This window comes from Janthinobacterium sp. GW460-12-1-14-LB5, from assembly GCF_059423585.1.
The window spans coordinates 308,888-324,926 of record NZ_JBWKYD010000002.1; the positions used below are offsets into that span (position 1 = coordinate 308,888).

A 16,039-nucleotide genomic window follows, 5' to 3' on the forward strand; every position below is an offset into this window, starting at 1 on the left:
AAGGCGCTGCTGCTGGGGTAGGAATGAGAAAGCCGCTGTCGGGAGACAGCGGCTTTTTGCATTATGTTTGAGTGCTAAATTTTAGTTTATATTTTCGGCCCCAATGCATTTAGTTCATCTTTATAAGCCATAATTGGTGTATATAATTTATGAAAAGATCGTCCGATAGCTCCAGAGAAAAGTTCCATATATGGATCTGAAGTTCCTCCTTCCAGAATGTGGCTTATAGATATTCCAGGGTAAGGATCTATGTAATATATTCTTTCAATTCCTAGTTGATATGCTTTCTTTGCGCATAGTTCGCATGGGCTGGCTGTGGTAAATAAGAATCCGCCATAAACTCCTTGGCCTCCATATTTCGATATTTGGAGAAAGGCATTTTCTTCTGCATGCAATGAACGGGTGTGTACTTGATTATTCTTTCCGTCTATGGAATTGTATTCTGACTTAAAGAAATATGATACATTTCTACCTGTCTCGGCTATCTTTATATATCTAATGTTTCTTGTTCTGAAATTCTCTAGATACTTTTCGTTATTTTTTTCGTAATTGCTATATGCTTTTCCATCTAATCCGTTAAGTAAGTCGTCTCGATTCCGCAGATTGCATGGAACCTGTCCGTGAGGAGTATCATTCCAGCCAATAGCCTTCACGGAGAAATGCTTGTCAGTCACCAATGCACCCACTTGTCTAGATATGCAGCCAGAGTTTAACTTTGCGGTATATGCTATTTGCATACACCGTTCTAGTGCGGTAGGTGTAATAATTCCAGGACGCTTCATTAGCGAAATTAACCTAACTATTTGGTTCGTTAGATTTAGTAACATGCCAACTTTGCTATCTCCATCTGCATTGCTTAAGTAAATATCTGCACGTTGAAGGCATCCTTGGATATCTTGCATCGAGTAGGTTTTATCCGCCTCTATGTCGCTATCAGTATATTCAATGTCATCTATAGATTTTATTTGACTGGCTGAGAAATTCTGCGATGCTAATCTGTTTAGTCTTTGGTCCTCTGGGCAAGATACTGCAACGAGATGGAAGTTTGTAATTCGATCTTGTAGAAAAATTGCCTCAAGAGGATTTCTAATGGCGTCCACGACAATTAATGATTTAATTCCCTCAATGCTATTGCATTTTGTGAGCTTTATTATTATTTCATTTATTTTCTTTGATAATGAAAAAAATGCACGCTCGACGGTTTCTTCGTTAAATGGATGTCCAGATAGGCGTATATTTTTCCCTATTATTTGATATAGGGGGACCATTATGGTTTCCCCTAGTGATACTTTTATTTCTTCGCTTTTTACAGGTAAATATCTCGTGTAAAAATCTATAATTTCTAATGAATTTTCACTTTTTGATATGTTATCTGATTTTTCTTTTAATTCTATGAGAATATCTTTTGTTGTTGTGTATGCTTCATCATTTCCTGAAAAATTTTTCTTTATGAACTCTATGGCTAAATCTACGTCATTTTCAACTAATAACAAGCTTATAATTGAGCGTACCTGAATTAATTGAAATGGTTGCCAAGTTCTGATCAGGTGGCGATAGATGATTTTTTGCTTTCGCTCATCATTACTTGTTGGATTGTCGCCTTTGTGTAGGGAGTGATGTAGATCCTCCAACTTGCTTTGTAGGATTTTTGCTACTGTTGAGCATCCACTGCCAGTTCTCCCAGTCAATCCAATAACTATATGATCATTTTCACCTTCATAGATCATTTTTATTGCTGAGTCAATATACTCACCCATAGTATTTTCCCCCTATTTTATATTTTAATATTTATAGCGCGCTGGCAAACCTGCTTATAATCAGCGCCGACGGCACCAGCAAAAACTGCGCAATCAGCGTCCCCGCCAATCTGCTCCCCACCAGCCATACCACCGCCCGTCTGAACTGCGATTCTTCGATCTTTCCTTCGATGACGTCATCCGTCATGCCCGACATGTGCGGGTCGATGAAGACGGCCATCATGATGGTGGCGCCGCCGTTGATGATTGATGACAGGGTGCTGGAGGTGACGCGCACGCTGGGGTCGAGCACGCCTGCGTACAGGGCCGCGAAGACGCCTACCGTCCACAGGGCTGTGGCGATGACGTTCATGGCTGTCATGGAGATGGAAACGCCTGATTTTTGGCGCAGGCCCGTGACGTTGGCGGGCTTGGGCAGGCTGGCGGAGGTCTTGAGGTAGGACAAGCCGCCCTTGAAAACGGCGTGCAGCAGCAGTTTCGGCACCGACCTGTGCACCTGGAAGTGTTCGACGGCGCGGCAAAAGGCGCGCTGGAAGGTGGGGATCAGGATGGCGCCCAATATCGTCGCCAGGCTGGCGGAGCACAGCAGCCAGCGGAAGTCCAGCAATAGCGTGCTGGCGGCAACATGCTGGTCGATGCCCGTTTCCACGCGCTTGGCCAGGAATGGCCCCAGGAAAGAGTTCGAGGTGCGCGACAGCAGCATCAGAATGCTGAACAGGGCCAGCGAGACGGCGATGCGCCGCGTGCGGATGCCGGCGATGCGCACGGAGTAGGCTAGGGTGCCGATGAGGTGGATGATGAACGTCAGTGCGCAAATCAACAACAATTGCTTGTCCATCACAACCTTGCAGTAAAGAAAATGTAATTCCATGCTGCCATGAAGTTACTTATTTTTCAACTGCAAAGAAGTTAATTTTCGTGTTAATTGGGTTTCGTGGTGTTTTGTGTGTTTGTAGGCAGTCGGCTGTCTTTCACCCCAAGGCAGAAACTGGGGTCAGACCCTACAGGGGTAATGTCTCCCAATGGGGGACATTACGATCACGAAGTGACTGACCCCGGCCCTTGCTCTGGGTTTTGCCATGCTTTCATCGGAGGCAAGGCTTGTTCCCGCCGCTTGCAATTCAGGCATGCGCCCTCAGTTGGGTGGGAGTGGCAGCGTAGCGCTGCCGCACCCACACCAACCCGGAGGTACACCATGAGTTTCGATTCCTTTTTGTCCAAGCTGAAGTCCAAGGCAAGCGAACTGAAAACCGAGGCCTTGAAGTACAAGAACAAGGATTTCCTGAACGCCGCGATGGCGGGCTCGGCCCTGATCTCGATGGCCGACGGCAGCGTCAGTGCGGAAGAGAAGCAGAAGATGGTGAAGTTTATTGAAAGCAATGACGCGCTATCCGTGTTTACCACCAGCGATGTCATCAAGGCTTTCCAGGAGTATGTCGGCCAGCTGGAGTTCGACAAGGATATCGGTGAAGCCAAGGCCTATCAGGCGCTGGGCAAGATGAAGTCGAATGTGGAGGCGTCGCGCCTGCTGGTGCGCATGATTATCGCCGTCGCTTCGTCGGATGGCAATTTCGACGCCAACGAGCAGCGCGTGGCCAGCAAGATCGCGCGCGAGCTGGGCTTGACTCCGGCGGAGTTCGAGCTGCAGTAAAGCCGGGCCGGCCGGCTCCGGCTGGCTTAACTCTTGTCCCACCACGGCGGCGTGCCCGACGACCACGGGCACGCCATCTCCACTTCGCGTATCCTGTAGCGGATCTCGATCACCTGGCCGGGGCTGAAGGGACCGCGTTTCCAGTCGCCGGAATCAAAGACGTAGCCTTTGCCCTTGATGCAAAGACTGGTCGGATTGTTACCGATCGGGCCGGTCGAGTGCAGGGTGACGCGCACTTCGCCGTTGGCGTCCAGCGGGGCGTCGCCGCCCGTGAACAGTGCATCCGAGCCGACGTCGCAGACAGTGGTGCTGCCTATCTTGCTGCAGCGTTTGATATACGTTTGCTGGCGCGCCTGGGCCAGGTAATCGTCATGCCGCATCGGCTTGCCATCGTCATAGGTAAAGCGCAGGATGACTGGCGTGGGCTCGCTGGCAGGATGGCGCGTGGTGCTGGTGCAGGCGGCGCTGACCAGGGCTAGCAGGGGCCAGGCCAGCAGGCGTAGGCCGCGGCGCAGCAGGGATCGGGATTGACTGCCGGATGGATGCTGCATGGGGCGTTGCCATTTGTCTTATGAACGGGGCGCCGATCATAGCATGCGAAGGCGGCGGTTCCGCTAGGACGCGCCGCGATTCAATTCCTGCAGCACTTTCTTGCACAACACCCCATAGCCCACGCCCGTGCCGCGCTTGTGTGCGGCCAGGTCGTAGCCGGCGCTGATGTCGTCCCACGCCACGCTGCCGGGCAGGGGGCGCAGCTTGTCGTCCAGATCCATCTCGAAATGAATGAAGTGGCCGTCGGCGCTCAGCAGCTTGCCGTAGACGGCGGGCATGCCGGGCCAGGCCAGTTGCAGGTCGAGCATGAGGGCGGCATCGAGCGCCACGCCATGGCTGGCCGCGCACTGGCGCAAGGCGTCCGGCAAGGGGCGGGCGCGCCACCAGGCCGCCGTCTGCCTGATGGCGGCCTGGGTCAGGGCGTTTTGCTGTTGCACGGAATACTGCTTGCTCATGGCTGCCACCCATGCGGCATGCGGCTTGCCGCCCTAGCGCGATGCCAGGCTCATGCTTTGCACGTGGGCAGGCACGATGCCGCCGCTGGCCATTTTTTCGGCCGGCACGACCATCCGTACTTCGCCGCCCACGCTGCCATCGTCGCGCAGGTCGATGCGCATGGCCAGTTGCTGGTCGAGCGCCACGAAGCTGTTGCTGCCGCTGGCGACGATCTGGTGTTCTTCCTGGTCATCGATGCGCGCATACATGATGGCGCCGATGTTGCCCGCATTGCGCAGGTAGAGCACTTGTCCGTTCGACAGCTCATAGCCGCCGCGGAACGGGGCAAACGTTTCCGCACTCATGAAATGTTTGTGTGCCGGCAGTTCGATCGTCTGCAGGCGTCCGCCTGGAACGACGACGGTCTGGCTGTCGGGGAGCGTTTGCGCATTTGCCAGCAGGGCGCAGACGCCCAGGGTGCCGGCGAGGATCCATGTTTTCATTTTTTTACCCATCCTTGAATTGTGGTGCCGTCCGCTGCCGGCGCGGCGATGTGCTTGCCAGGGAAACCGAACCGGCTCGTCCGCGCGTGCTGCTGTCACTATGACAAGGCGCGGCCTGCCGGTCTTGCCAGTGTAGTCAGGCAATATGCACCGCGCATCATCCGATCGGATGACACGGACTCAGGCATCGAGGATGGCCAGGTGCGCCGTTGCGCCGTGGATCAGGGCGATCAGCTCGCCCTGGCGCCGCGTATCCGTCTTTAAATAGGTGTGGTGCAGGTGCGTCTTGACGGTGTTGACGCTGATGCCGCCGCGCGCGGCGATTTCCTCGATGGTGGCCCCTTGCGCCAGCGCCTTGCCCACTTGCGCTTCGGCTTGCGTCAAGTCAAACAGCTGGCGCAAGGCCGGGACGGACGTGCACGTTTTTGTGGGGTCGCGCGCGATCAGCAGTGCGCACGTGGGCTGGCAATCGGCAAGCGCGGTGACGGTCAGGGCCAGCGGCGCTTGCTGCTTGCGCGCCAGGCGCAGCGACTGGCATTGCGCCGCGCCACCGGCGCCGGCGATCACCAGGCGTACGGCGCGCACCAGGGCGGGCGGGGCGGCGTGTTCCAGTTGCGCCGCATGCAGCGCATGTCCGGCGGGGGTGGCGAAGCGCAGCGCGAGGTTGGCATCGAGCACCAGCACGGCGGCGCCCATGGCGTCGAGCGCCGCCAGCGCGCAGTGGCTGGCCAGCTGCGCCTCGCGCAGGCGCTGCTGCAGGCACAGCGCGCGCTGCAGATGCGGCAGCAGTTCCTGCCATTGCTGGCCGCTCAGGCCAGCGCTGTCGAGCTGCGGCCAGTCGCCCGCGCCGCAGGCCGAGTCGTACATGGCGGCGATCAGTTTGCCCACATCCGCCGTTGCCGTACCTGTGTCCATGCTTGCCCCCAATCCTCATGACATCAGTGTGCCGCAGGCGTGCAGGTGCGGAACTGGGTAAGGGCGGTCTTGCGCGGCGATCCGCCCCGCCTTTGTGGGGAGGGGTGGGGCGCTGCCATCTGTCCTGGGCAACTATCAAGATAGTACAAAGGCTGCCCCACCGCAATGCGCCGCCGCCGATGCAATCGTGCTCCCGGATTAAACATTCCCCGATACAATAAAAAATTGTCAAAATATAAACTCATGGCATGGGGCGGGAGTCGCATGCCATGCTGATCGTGGAAGTCAAATGGCCGGCAGTATTTTTTCGATGAGACCGCTTCTCGCGGACAGAATTCAAGTTCCAGCAACGCAACGGTTTTCGCTGTCAAAGCACGCCGTTGCATTTCGGACAGGAGCTTGACACTTTCCCTTAACGCCCTGGCGAAACCGCTCTTGATGCGTTTCCCGAAGGGCATGTTCGTCCAGGTTGGCGAGAGGTATCATCATCAAGTTTGCTTATCGCAATGGCAGGCCAGGAGAGGCCGGCACTGCAGCGGTCTTGCGCCGTATCACCACCGTGTCAGCGATCTTGTCATGCCACCCCTGCTTGCGCGAGTCCTTGCCAATCCAAAAGAACCCCAGGTAAAGCGGTAGCGCAGACAGGTAAGAACTGAGACAGCGTTTGACACACTGGCCGGCAGAAGGCTTGTTGCCCGTCTTCGCATCGACAATGATCGCGCCGATGGCCATCTTGCCAGGTGTTGTAGACAAGGTAATCCAAAACGCCAATTGAATCAGTGGCGGCATGACACATGAAATCATGAAGTGGGCCGGGCCACGGAACAAGGAATCGGTCGAAAAGTAGCTTCGGCCATATATGGCTATCAGCATCGGCATGATGATAATCAGCAAGAGCAAGGTGTCGATCAACGTCGCGCCAACGCGCGGCCAAAAGCCGACATAGTCCATTTCAGGATTCTGTTGCATTATTTTTCCAAAACGTCAGTAAATGGGTGGCCGCCAGCGTCGGGGCAGAATGGCGCAGTGTACGGCCTTGTTGCTTTCATTGCAAGTTAGAGCTTTTGTCAGGTATTTGATAGCGCATGGTGCCATCCGCAGCAATCGGACGCATGGAAAACATATCCATAGGGTAAGCTTCGGGCCTAGGCTATTTCGCAACTCTATCAAAAGTACATGACATCCATAATGATCCCTGACGTCGCCCTGGTCGACAATACCGAACAACGCACGCCGCTGGTGCTGGTGCTGGACTGCTCCGGCAGCATGGCGGGCGAACCCGTCTCCTTGCTCAACGAAGGCCTGGCCTTGCTGGAACAGGAACTTAAGTCCGACGTGATCGCCGCCAAGCGCGTGCGCATCCTCGTGATTCAATACGGCGCGCACGATGAAGCCGTGGTGGCCAGCACCTGGTGCGACGCCATGGATTTCACGGCGCCCCGGCTTGAAGCGAACGGCACCACGCCGACCGGCGCGGCCGTGGAACTGGCCCTGGCGGAAATTGAGCAGGAAAAGCAGCGCTTCCGCCAGGCGGGCGTGGCGTACACGCGGCCGTGGCTGTTCCTGATGTCCGACGGCGAGCCGACCGATCCCTGGCTGCGCGGCGCCGAGCAGGCGCGCGCGGCCGAGCAGGCCAATAAAGTGGCAATCTTCCCCATCGCCGTGGGCGACAATGCGAATACCGGGACCCTGGGGCAGTTTTCCAGCCGTGGCGAGCGGGGCGTGAAGCAGCTGAAAGGCTTGCAGTTCCGCGAACTGTTCCTGTGGCTGAGCGCCAGCATGCAGGTGGTGTCGCAGTCGCGTCCCGGCGCGCAGGCGCAGCTGGCCTCGACGGACGGCTGGTCCGTCGTAAATACGTGAAAGCCCGCTGATCCATGACTGCGGTACAGAATACCTGGCGCGTGTTCGGCGCCTCCGTCACGGGCAAGGCGCACCTGGATAAGGACATCCCTTGCCAGGATGCGCATGCGCACGCCGTCGTGAACGACGTTTTGGTGGCCATCGTCTGCGACGGCGCCGGTTCGGCCCGCCTCAGCGAGCAGGGCGCGCAGTTTGTCGCGGAGCAAACCGTGCAAGCGCTGGCCGGACGGCTGGAGCAGGGCGCCACCGTGCAGGATCTGCAGGACGGCGCGCTGGCGGGCACCCTGGCGCAGATCCGCGCCGCGCTGGACGACATCGCCCGCGCCGCCAACGCCACCCTCGATGACTACGCCTGCACGGTCGTCGGCGTGGTCATGGGGCACGAGGCTGGCTTCTTCTTTCACCTGGGCGACGGCCTGGGCGTGGCGCAGCTGATGGACGGCGGCGAGCTGATCTCGCTGCCCGCCAACGGTGAATACGCCAACGAAACATATTTCATCAGCGGCGCGCGCTGGCGCGAACAGCTGCGCCTGCTTGCGATTCCGCAAGCCGTGCGCGGCGTCGTGCTGATGTCGGACGGCTGCATGCCCTTTGCCATGAGCAAGAACAATGCAGCGCTGTACGCGCCGTTCATGGATGCCGTGCAAGGCTATCTGCGCGCGGTCGACGGCGTGGAACTGGGCAATACGGCGCTGGCGTCCACTCTGGCCGACCCGCGCACGCACCAGATCACGGGCGATGACAAGACCTTGCTGCTGGCCTTGCGCGCATGAGCCGGAAGCAGGGAGTCGCGCCCGGTCTGAGTCCGGGCGGCAAGATATGGCTGGATAAGGTTCGCAGCCTGGTACTGGGCAAACTCGTCAAGAGCGGTGGCGCGGGCAGCGTGTATCTGCTGCCCGGCGCGCCCGCGCAGGTGGCCAAGCTGTACCATCCGCACCTGGACCGGGCCGCCAACCGGCGCAAGCTCGAAGCGATGCTGGAATTGTCGCCCGAATTGCCCGACCAGCTGGAAAACGGCAAGCGCTACGTGCAGATCGCCTGGCCGCAAGCGGCCGTGTTCGACGACCAGGGCGGTTTTGCCGGTTTCGTCATGCCATTGCTGGACATGGCGCAGACGGCCGAGCTGGAACAGATCATGCAGGAGCGCCAAGCGCGCGTGGCGGGCTTGCCCACGGGACTCGGTCCCAAGCTGACCCTGGCCGCCAACCTGGCCGCCGTCCTCGATGCGCTGCACCAGCAGCAGCATTACGTGGTCGACTTAAAACCCGTGAACCTGCGCTTTTACCGCGATTCGCTGTACATCGCCATGCTCGATTGCGACGGTTTCAGCATCCAGGGCCATGCGGAGCGTTTTCCCGCCGAGCAATTCACGGCCGACTACCTGGCGCCGGAATTCCAGCGCAAGGGCATGCCGGCGGGCACGGAAATGGCGCAAGACCGCTTTGCCCTGGCCGTCGTCATCTTCCAGTTGCTGAACTTCGGCATCCACCCGTACAGCGGGCGGCCCGGCAATGCGCAGGTGGCCACCGATATTCCCGGCCGCATCCGCGACGGTTGTTACGCGTATGGCGTGAAGCGCCACAAGCTGCTGGCGCCGAACGCCACCAGCGGCCACGCGCTGATGCCGCCCGAGCTGCGCGCCATGTTCGACCGCGCGTTTTCCCAGTCGCCAAACGCCCAGCGGCCCTCGGCGGCCGACTGGGCGCAGTTGCTGCGCGGTTATGCGCAGCGCAGCGGCGGCAAGTTGGTCGTTTGCGCCGTGAATCCCGAACATCAGCATTTTGCGGGCCAGGGTTGCGCGGCCTGCGCGCGCGACAAGGTGATCGGCGCGGCCGCGCAAGCCTCGGCTCAGGCTGCGGCGCAGGCAAGGCAGGCGGCGCCGCAGCGTTCGCGCGCCTTGCCTGGCAAGCCGGCCCCGGCCCCGGCCCCGCAAGGGCAGTCCGCCGTGTCGGACACGGGCTGGGTGGTCATCATCATCCTGATCGTGTTCTTCGTGATCGGCTTTGCGATCTGGACCGCCGTACCGGCCGATGCGGAAAAGAAAACTGAGCAGCAAGCCACGACGGTGCCCGTAGCCGGGCTGGAACAGTTGGACTGGCATGCGCGCAAGGCCGGTGCATTGCAGCAGTCGGACGTGCGGCGCGCCGTGCGCAACTTGTCGCAAGCCATGGGCAAGGGCGACGATGCCGCCATCGTGCGGGGCTTGCAACTGCTGTACCGCAGCGAGCGGGAAAAGTCGTCGGGCTACAGCGGTGACCTGGCGCGCACGCGCTTGCGCACCTCGATGATGGAAAGCATGGGCTGGCTGCCCGGCTACCAGTCCAGCCTGTCCGATACCTACCTCGACTTGCTGCAAGCCGATCCGCGCGACCACCTGGCTGCCGCGGCGCTGGCGCGCACGCACCTGAGCCTGAACGAGCCGCAAGCGGCGCGCCAATACTTCGAGCAAGCCGTGTGGGCCCGTCCGACCGATGGCGTGGCCTGGCTCGGCATCGCCGCCACGGCGCTGCTGCGTGGCGGGGGCGGCGAGCAGGATGCCGCCAACCTGGTGGCGCTGGCGCAAGTAACGGCGCAGCGCCATGCGGCGCAGAATGCCATGCCGGCCGAAGAAGGCGAAGCGGCCGACAACGGCGTCGAGCGCACGGCCAGCCGCATGGAGCGCGCGGCCAATATGCTGCGCCTGGTGCAGCCGGGCGCCTATCCGAAGCGCTGGGACAAGGCGCTGGCCGACGGCGCCTTGCTGACAAAGAGGCTGGCAGCCTTGCCGGCGCCGCCAGACCAGGGCGCCAGCGTACAGCGCGACAGCATGGCCACCGTCGCCTACCGCGTGTTGAGTGAGGCGCAGGCCAGCGGCGAAAGCCGCCTGACCTTGTCCATCGCTGCCGATGGCAGCCTGACCGCTGCGCGGGCCGAGCAATTCATGGAGCCCATGCTCAACAAGGTCATCCTGGATAGCCTGAAGAGCTGGACTTTCAACCCGTCCGTGAAAAATGGACAATTCCAGGACGGTAAGGTTGACGTGCTGGTGCGCTACCGCAATGGCCGTGCCAGTTTCGTGCCTGCCGACGCGCCCGCCACGGCGGAAAATTAAAGGAAGAGCATGAAAATCAAGACCCTATGCGTGCTGCTTGGTGCTTCCCTGTTGTACTCGAGCATGGCGCAGGCGGACATCGTGCAGCGCCAGGTGCTGGCAAGCATGGCCGGCGAACCCGACAGCGAAGGCGGCGATGTGTTCACTATCGCGGGCACGACGGCCTGCGGCGGCAAGCAGATCCGCATGGATGCGCGTTCAGTGAACCTGGACGAGGCGCCGTACGAGGCGCTGAAAGCCGAACTGGCCCGGCACATCCGCAGCAAGACGCCCATGCTCGTCACCGTGAAAAAATGCCCCGAGGATGCAAGCGTGCCCATCGTGCGCCAGATCGCCGCCTGCACGCCAGCCGCCTGCGCCGATGGCCGGGCGCGACTGTACCTGCATGAAGGTTTCTACCCCATCGAGCAGGAAAACGCACCCAACGTGCTGTTGCTGCCCTTGCCGAAAGGCAAGCTGCCAGGCACGTGGAAGGTCGAGATTGTCAGCGTCGCCGGCCACAAGTTGCGCCTGTCGGGCCAGGTTAACAAGGCCGATTATGCCTCCGGCGAGCTGGTGGGCGGCTATGTCACGTATTATCCGAATGGCAAGATCGAGAAACAGGTGGCGCAGGATGGGCAGGGGCGTCAGGACGGTGTTACCAGCCAGTATTTTGCGGATGGCACCCTGGAAAAGCGCGGCAACTGGCGCCACGGCTTGCCTGAAGGCGAACACCAGTTGTATCACGCCACGGGCAAGCTGCGCGAAACGAGCAGCTACCGCGATGGCAAGCAGCTGGACGGCCCCAAGCAGATCTCGGCTGAAAATGGCAAGCCGAGCACGAGTTATGTACTGCGCGGCGGCAAGATCGAAGGCGAGATGCTCACGTATTTCCCTGATGGAAGTATTTCCAGCCGCTCCGCAATGAAGGAGGGGAAATACAATGGTTTGACGACAAACTATCACCCTGATGGCGCCGTGCGCGGCACCATGACATTGCGCAATGACTTGCCCACGGGCGAGGCGCTGGAATTCTATCCGGACGGTAAGGTGCAAAGCCGCCAGCAGTATGCAGACGATGGCGGCTTGCTGAGCCTGCAGCGCTACAGTCCGCAGGGCGTGCTGGTGCTGGAACGACGCTGGGATGCGCAATGGCGCGAGCAGGGCACGTCGCGCTCGTGGTACGAAAGCGGCAAGCCCGAGCAATCGATCGAGTACGTGAATGACCGGCGCGACGGCTGGAGCCGCAGCTGGCACGAGGATGGCAGCCTGAAAAGCGAATGCCAGTATGTGGCCGGCAAGGCCCAGGGCGGCTGCGGCGAGGCGCCGCCAGCGCCGGAACTGCAGCGCAAGGAGCAGGCATGGCGCGCCTTGTGAAGCACGTGCTTGGCGCCATGCTGCTGTTGCCGGTGCTGGCCCAGGCTGAGATCGTGCAGCGGCAAGTGGTCAGCGCGATCCAGGCCGAGCCCGGCAAGGGCGGCGGCGACGTGCTGACCCTGGCCGGCGACAGCGGCTGCGGCGGGCGCCAGGTGCGCATGGATGCCCGCTCGGTCGGGCTGGATGCGGCGCAATACGCGGCCATGAAGCAGCAGCTGGCGCCGTTGATACGCGAGGCGACGCCCTTGCTGATGCGCATCAGATCGTGTCCGGCACCGGGCGCAGCGCTCGCCATGCCCGAAGTCAGCAAGCTGGGCGGCTGCGAGCCGCAAGCGTGTGCCGATGGCAAGGCGCGGCTCTACCTGAACCACAACCTGTCGCGCGGCGAAGTGATGGAAGAGGCACGCTATGCGCTGATCCTGCCGTTGCCGCCCGGCAAGCTGCCCGGCACCTGGCAAGTCGAGATCTATCACGTGCGCGAAGGAGAGCCGAAGCGGCTGACGGGCCAGGTCGACGCCCCCGATTACCTGCGCGGCAAGCTGGTGGGCAATTACAGCATGTATTTCCCGCATGGACAGCTGGAAATGCTGGTGGAGCAGGACGGGCGCGGCGTGCAGGAAGGCGTGCAGACCCGCTATTACCCGGATGGCCAGGTTTCCATGCGCGGCAGCTGGCGCAATGGCGTGCAGGAAGGCGAAGAGCAGACTTATCACCAGAGTGGCAAGCTGATCGAGTCGCGCACCTACCGCAACGGCGCCCGTGCCGATGGCGTGATGGAAACGTTCGATGAAAACGGCAAGCTGCGCACGCGCATGACGCGGGTCAAGGGCGAGACGGACGGCGAGCTGCTGCTGTTCTATCCCGACGGCAGCGTGGAAAGCCGCAGCCAGCATGTGAATGGCATCATGACGGGCCCCAGCACCGGCTATTTCCCGGATGGCAGGGTACGCAGCACGGTAAGCTATGTGGACGGCAAGCCCGCCGGCGACAGCGTCGAATATTATCCGGACGGCAAGGTCGCCAGCAAGCGCACGCACAGCGGCCACTACGTATTGCGCAGCGAGCAGCGCTTCAGCCAGGCCGGCGTATTGATCGTGGACAAACGGTGGAACGGGGGCGGCCGCGAGGAGGGCGCCTTGCGCTCGTGGTACGCCGATGGCAAGCCGAGGCAGCTGATCGAATACGTGAACGGCGAACGCCAGGGCTGGACGCGGCACTGGAGTGCAGACGGCAGCCTTGAAAGCGAGTGTCGCTATGTGGCGGACGAGCCGCAAGGGGAGTGCACAGGCGCGTCGGCCAAGATGTCGTACACGGAGGATGGCATCGAGCCGCTGATACCGGAACCGTGAGCCGGGGGGGGGGCATTGCCGTTCGATCACGGATGCGTGGCCAGCCTTTTTGCCAGGCGTGTACAGGTTAATGCAGGGATACCTGATGGTGGATGGCATCCACGGTTCGTCCCGTTGCAGCACTGTGCTGCTGGCCTCAAACACCGTTGCCAGCCCGGACGGAACCTTGGGCATGGCCGTTTGTGCCGGACCGGGCCTTTTGTGGTTGGCTGCTTTCGCCCCATAGCGGACGGTGCCGGTTAGTAAAATGAAGGTTCGGGGTTGAACTTGTTGATGATTTTTGTTTCAGAAAAAAACCTTTCGATTTCTACCATGGGGTAGTTTGAGATACGTGCCGTTTGAAGATACCTACATCGTTCGAGAGGGACAAGCGATTTGTCTGGCGGGCAGACACCGAAAAGCTCCAGATAGGCCAGCTCCGGGATTGCAGCCAATGGTTCAAGCGACTGAATGGTGGTGATCTTCTTTGACGCGTCCCAACTTGGGAGCGTCGCCAAAGATACCGATTTCAGCTGCATTAATTTGGCTAGCGGTGCGATATTACTAATCTTTGGCATATGAAGTATGTGCAGGACGCGCAGCTTTTCTAGCCTCCCAAGAAATTCGAACGAATCATCAGGAAAACCAGCGATTACAAGTTCTTCCAAGTTGCGCATCTGGGACAGCGGTAAGAGACTCTTGTATTTGCAATACCATACCTTGGCACTAAGTACGGACTCAGGTTCAGCAACTGTAGGGAAGGTGCCAGCAAGGTCGCGGATCAATTCTAGGTGCACTTTTGATATCTCCATACATTTTTATCGCGTTAGCATTGGTCGCTGAAGGTCCGCTCCTGGCCTATTGTGTTGAAAAACGCGGGTACGTTGATGTTTAGATAGAAATCCTGCCAGCCTCGACTGGCCAGAACCGCCGCTATTGAACGATCACCGACTGCTTGGAGGTCTGAGACATACCGAAATGGTTGCCGCTCGACATTTTCAACGCAATAGGCCGAGAACGGCCTAATCCTCTTTCGGTAACGGGGAATGTGCCGTTGGTTCGATATCGTCACCAGAAAGCAGTTCTGACAAATCTTCTGGCGATAGCCTCTTCATTTTCTCTTCCAGCTTTCTGTCATAGCTTCGGTCATTAGGATCCCAATTTTTATGAGCCTTGCGGGCATACTGCTGGACGAAGCGACCCAGTTCGGCTGCTAGTTGAGATTTTTTGCGCCTTGGAAGCATAGGTTTAGGTCAATTTTAGTTTTTTCTCAACGTCTGCTTCTGGCCGAAAGCGGAACTTCCCGAGAGCATGTCTACCTCGGCCTCCTGTGTCAAACATTGTTGTTTTGTGTCTGACTTTAATAATCGCGCTCCAGTGAGGCTGCCGGATTAATCCACTGCATCGTTGAGCAGCGTATCCATCAGTGAAAAAGCGTGACCGCATCCGGCGCAACATGCGCTGCCAAACAGGAAAGGCAAGCGAAACGCGATGTCATCCAGCAATGGCAAAGCGTCCGCTTGCGCCTGCAACCAGGCAAAGGCGGCAAGGTGGGGTGAGTCGTCGGCAGGGCCGGCAATCACCAGCAGCGTTTTCGCTGTTGGCGTAAAGACGGGATCCTCGGCGGCGACCGACAGCCCTTGCGCTACCGGCCACACATAGAGCTCTACGCCGCAGGCAGGACATGCCAGGCAGAACTCCTCGTTGGCAAAGCCGCCCAGCACTCGCGCCACGCCGGCAAATCCGGCGAATGATGCGGCGGCCTTAAGCAGGTAGATGCCGCTCACCGTGTCCTCGACCTGCCGCAGGTCGGCGGTTGCCATGACGAGCGCGGCCGGGACTGCGGCATTAAAGGCCGCGACATAGGGGGATGCCTTCAATTCCTCGTCGAGGCCGGCGCTTTCATGAATCGACGCCGCCAGCGACAGCACGCCGGCGCGCAGGTCCGGCGATGTCACCGTCGCCGCCAGGGAAACCAGGTGCGGGAATGCGGCGACCGAAGCCGGATAAATCGAGCCCTGGTGACAAATATGGCCATACAAATCGTCCAGGGCCTCGGCGTCGCCCCGCCGCAGGTCCTGCAGCAGCGCGGGAATTTTTTCAGCGCCGCCGTAACCATCCGTCAGGCTTGCCCATGCGGCAGAACGCAGATCGAGTGGCGTCGTTTCAGTCTGTTTTTCCATTGCATCAACTTAAACGATGGACGACAGGCAGTCAAGCCTGACGCTACGTGACCGTGCACTGCCCGGAGCCGGTCCAGACGCTGACCCTAAACGGGCCGGTGATATGGCCTTGATCCCTGTAGTACGTTACCACCTCGGCCGACAAGGATTTCATAGGAAATGGTTTGATCTTCATGGGCTTTCCCGTGGTTTTTTGTCTGCTTATGGCCGAAATCGGCCTACCCTGAGCTAGCTCACCGCAATGAGCGGACTAGTTAGGTCATATGAGGACTCAGCAATCACCTCGCCAGAAAAAACACCAAGCATGGCATGCTCGAATCGTTCTGTAAAAGCTAAGTGACGGTTTAAAAACTTAGCGGAAATTTAGTCGACGCAGCAGCAACGAACCCATGGCCAGGTAAATCATAT

Annotated in this window: 15 protein-coding genes; 6 read left to right on the forward strand and 9 right to left on the reverse strand. The window is 59.1% G+C overall.

What is annotated here, in order from left to right:
- Window positions 1-86: 86 nt before the first annotated feature.
- Window positions 87-1,757, reverse strand: coding sequence for a hypothetical protein (locus tag AC07X6_RS03070; RefSeq protein WP_494790070.1), 1,671 nt, complete (start codon window positions 1,755-1,757; stop codon window positions 87-89).
- 31 nt (window positions 1,758-1,788) lie between these two features.
- Complete coding sequence (locus AC07X6_RS03075) at window positions 1,789-2,595, reverse strand: lipid II flippase Amj family protein (protein ID WP_494790071.1); 807 nt, start codon at window positions 2,593-2,595, stop codon at window positions 1,789-1,791.
- A 357-nt stretch (window positions 2,596-2,952) separates the two neighbouring features.
- Between AC07X6_RS03075 and AC07X6_RS03080 the strand changes: the two genes are divergently transcribed.
- The gene (locus tag AC07X6_RS03080; RefSeq protein ID WP_230538120.1) at window positions 2,953-3,408 is read left to right on the forward strand and encodes a tellurite resistance TerB family protein; all 456 of its coding nucleotides are present in this window, start codon (window positions 2,953-2,955) and stop codon (window positions 3,406-3,408) included.
- Between the two features lie 26 nt (window positions 3,409-3,434).
- Here the strand turns inward: AC07X6_RS03080 and AC07X6_RS03085 are convergent, their stop codons facing one another.
- The 5 genes from AC07X6_RS03085 to AC07X6_RS03105 form a co-directional block, all read right to left on the reverse strand.
- Window positions 3,435-3,959 (reverse strand): hypothetical protein, encoded by a 525-nt coding sequence (locus AC07X6_RS03085; protein ID WP_494790072.1) that lies wholly within the window; start codon window positions 3,957-3,959, stop codon window positions 3,435-3,437.
- A gap of 63 nt (window positions 3,960-4,022) precedes the next feature.
- A complete protein-coding gene (locus AC07X6_RS03090; protein ID WP_230538118.1) occupies window positions 4,023-4,415 on the reverse strand; it encodes a hypothetical protein in 393 nt (130 codons plus the stop codon).
- Window positions 4,416-4,448: 33 nt separating this feature from the next.
- Complete coding sequence (locus tag AC07X6_RS03095; RefSeq protein ID WP_474291079.1) at window positions 4,449-4,898, reverse strand: hypothetical protein; 450 nt, start codon at window positions 4,896-4,898, stop codon at window positions 4,449-4,451.
- A 180-nt stretch (window positions 4,899-5,078) separates the two neighbouring features.
- The gene (locus tag AC07X6_RS03100) at window positions 5,079-5,813 is read right to left on the reverse strand and encodes a helix-turn-helix transcriptional regulator (protein WP_494790073.1); all 735 of its coding nucleotides are present in this window, start codon (window positions 5,811-5,813) and stop codon (window positions 5,079-5,081) included.
- A gap of 498 nt (window positions 5,814-6,311) precedes the next feature.
- Complete coding sequence (locus AC07X6_RS03105; protein ID WP_494790074.1) at window positions 6,312-6,782, reverse strand: RDD family protein; 471 nt, start codon at window positions 6,780-6,782, stop codon at window positions 6,312-6,314.
- A 207-nt stretch (window positions 6,783-6,989) separates the two neighbouring features.
- On the opposite strand from AC07X6_RS03105, the gene AC07X6_RS03110 reads away from it, so the two are divergent.
- From AC07X6_RS03110 to AC07X6_RS03130, 5 genes are read left to right on the forward strand one after another with little or no spacing between them, the layout of a single operon-like run.
- The gene (locus AC07X6_RS03110) at window positions 6,990-7,673 is read left to right on the forward strand and encodes a vWA domain-containing protein (RefSeq protein WP_474291082.1); all 684 of its coding nucleotides are present in this window, start codon (window positions 6,990-6,992) and stop codon (window positions 7,671-7,673) included.
- Window positions 7,674-7,687: 14 nt separating this feature from the next.
- The gene (locus tag AC07X6_RS03115) at window positions 7,688-8,446 is read left to right on the forward strand and encodes a PP2C family serine/threonine-protein phosphatase (RefSeq protein WP_494790075.1); all 759 of its coding nucleotides are present in this window, start codon (window positions 7,688-7,690) and stop codon (window positions 8,444-8,446) included.
- Complete coding sequence (locus AC07X6_RS03120) at window positions 8,443-10,764, forward strand: hypothetical protein (protein WP_494790076.1); 2,322 nt, start codon at window positions 8,443-8,445, stop codon at window positions 10,762-10,764. The genes AC07X6_RS03115 and AC07X6_RS03120 overlap by 4 nt, the downstream gene beginning before the upstream one ends.
- Before the next feature lie 9 nt (window positions 10,765-10,773).
- On the forward strand, window positions 10,774-12,120 hold the full coding sequence (locus AC07X6_RS03125) for a toxin-antitoxin system YwqK family antitoxin (protein ID WP_494790077.1): 1,347 nt from the start codon (window positions 10,774-10,776) through the stop codon (window positions 12,118-12,120).
- On the forward strand, window positions 12,105-13,469 hold the full coding sequence (locus AC07X6_RS03130; RefSeq protein WP_494790078.1) for a toxin-antitoxin system YwqK family antitoxin: 1,365 nt from the start codon (window positions 12,105-12,107) through the stop codon (window positions 13,467-13,469). Before AC07X6_RS03125 ends, AC07X6_RS03130 begins: the two co-directional genes overlap by 16 nt.
- 239 nt (window positions 13,470-13,708) lie before the next feature.
- On the opposite strand, the gene AC07X6_RS03135 is transcribed toward AC07X6_RS03130, so the two are convergent.
- Together AC07X6_RS03135 and AC07X6_RS03140 are read right to left on the reverse strand one after the other, a co-directional pair.
- Window positions 13,709-14,260, reverse strand: coding sequence for a hypothetical protein (locus AC07X6_RS03135; protein WP_257572153.1), 552 nt, complete (start codon window positions 14,258-14,260; stop codon window positions 13,709-13,711).
- Between the two features lie 579 nt (window positions 14,261-14,839).
- Window positions 14,840-15,631, reverse strand: coding sequence for a hypothetical protein (locus AC07X6_RS03140; protein ID WP_230538108.1), 792 nt, complete (start codon window positions 15,629-15,631; stop codon window positions 14,840-14,842).
- Window positions 15,632-16,039 lie beyond the last annotated feature (408 nt).

What these genes read in the sequence shown, in the direction of transcription:
- AC07X6_RS03070 (WP_494790070.1), bottom strand. Translation starts at nt 1,757, where the DNA reads ATGGGTGAGTATATTGACTCAGCAATAAAAATGATCTATGAAGGTGAA.
- AC07X6_RS03075 (WP_494790071.1), bottom strand. Translation starts at nt 2,595, where the DNA reads ATGGACAAGCAATTGTTGTTGATTTGCGCACTGACGTTCATCATCCAC.
- AC07X6_RS03080 (WP_230538120.1), top strand. Translation starts at nt 2,953, where the DNA reads ATGAGTTTCGATTCCTTTTTGTCCAAGCTGAAGTCCAAGGCAAGCGAA.
- AC07X6_RS03085 (WP_494790072.1), bottom strand. Translation starts at nt 3,959, where the DNA reads ATGCAGCATCCATCCGGCAGTCAATCCCGATCCCTGCTGCGCCGCGGC.
- AC07X6_RS03090 (WP_230538118.1), bottom strand. Translation starts at nt 4,415, where the DNA reads ATGAGCAAGCAGTATTCCGTGCAACAGCAAAACGCCCTGACCCAGGCC.
- AC07X6_RS03095 (WP_474291079.1), bottom strand. Translation starts at nt 4,898, where the DNA reads ATGAAAACATGGATCCTCGCCGGCACCCTGGGCGTCTGCGCCCTGCTG.
- AC07X6_RS03100 (WP_494790073.1), bottom strand. Translation starts at nt 5,813, where the DNA reads ATGGACACAGGTACGGCAACGGCGGATGTGGGCAAACTGATCGCCGCC.
- AC07X6_RS03105 (WP_494790074.1), bottom strand. Translation starts at nt 6,782, where the DNA reads ATGCAACAGAATCCTGAAATGGACTATGTCGGCTTTTGGCCGCGCGTT.
- AC07X6_RS03110 (WP_474291082.1), top strand. Translation starts at nt 6,990, where the DNA reads ATGACATCCATAATGATCCCTGACGTCGCCCTGGTCGACAATACCGAA.
- AC07X6_RS03115 (WP_494790075.1), top strand. Translation starts at nt 7,688, where the DNA reads ATGACTGCGGTACAGAATACCTGGCGCGTGTTCGGCGCCTCCGTCACG.
- AC07X6_RS03120 (WP_494790076.1), top strand. Translation starts at nt 8,443, where the DNA reads ATGAGCCGGAAGCAGGGAGTCGCGCCCGGTCTGAGTCCGGGCGGCAAG.
- AC07X6_RS03125 (WP_494790077.1), top strand. Translation starts at nt 10,774, where the DNA reads ATGAAAATCAAGACCCTATGCGTGCTGCTTGGTGCTTCCCTGTTGTAC.
- AC07X6_RS03130 (WP_494790078.1), top strand. Translation starts at nt 12,105, where the DNA reads ATGGCGCGCCTTGTGAAGCACGTGCTTGGCGCCATGCTGCTGTTGCCG.
- AC07X6_RS03135 (WP_257572153.1), bottom strand. Translation starts at nt 14,260, where the DNA reads ATGGAGATATCAAAAGTGCACCTAGAATTGATCCGCGACCTTGCTGGC.
- AC07X6_RS03140 (WP_230538108.1), bottom strand. Translation starts at nt 15,631, where the DNA reads ATGGAAAAACAGACTGAAACGACGCCACTCGATCTGCGTTCTGCCGCA.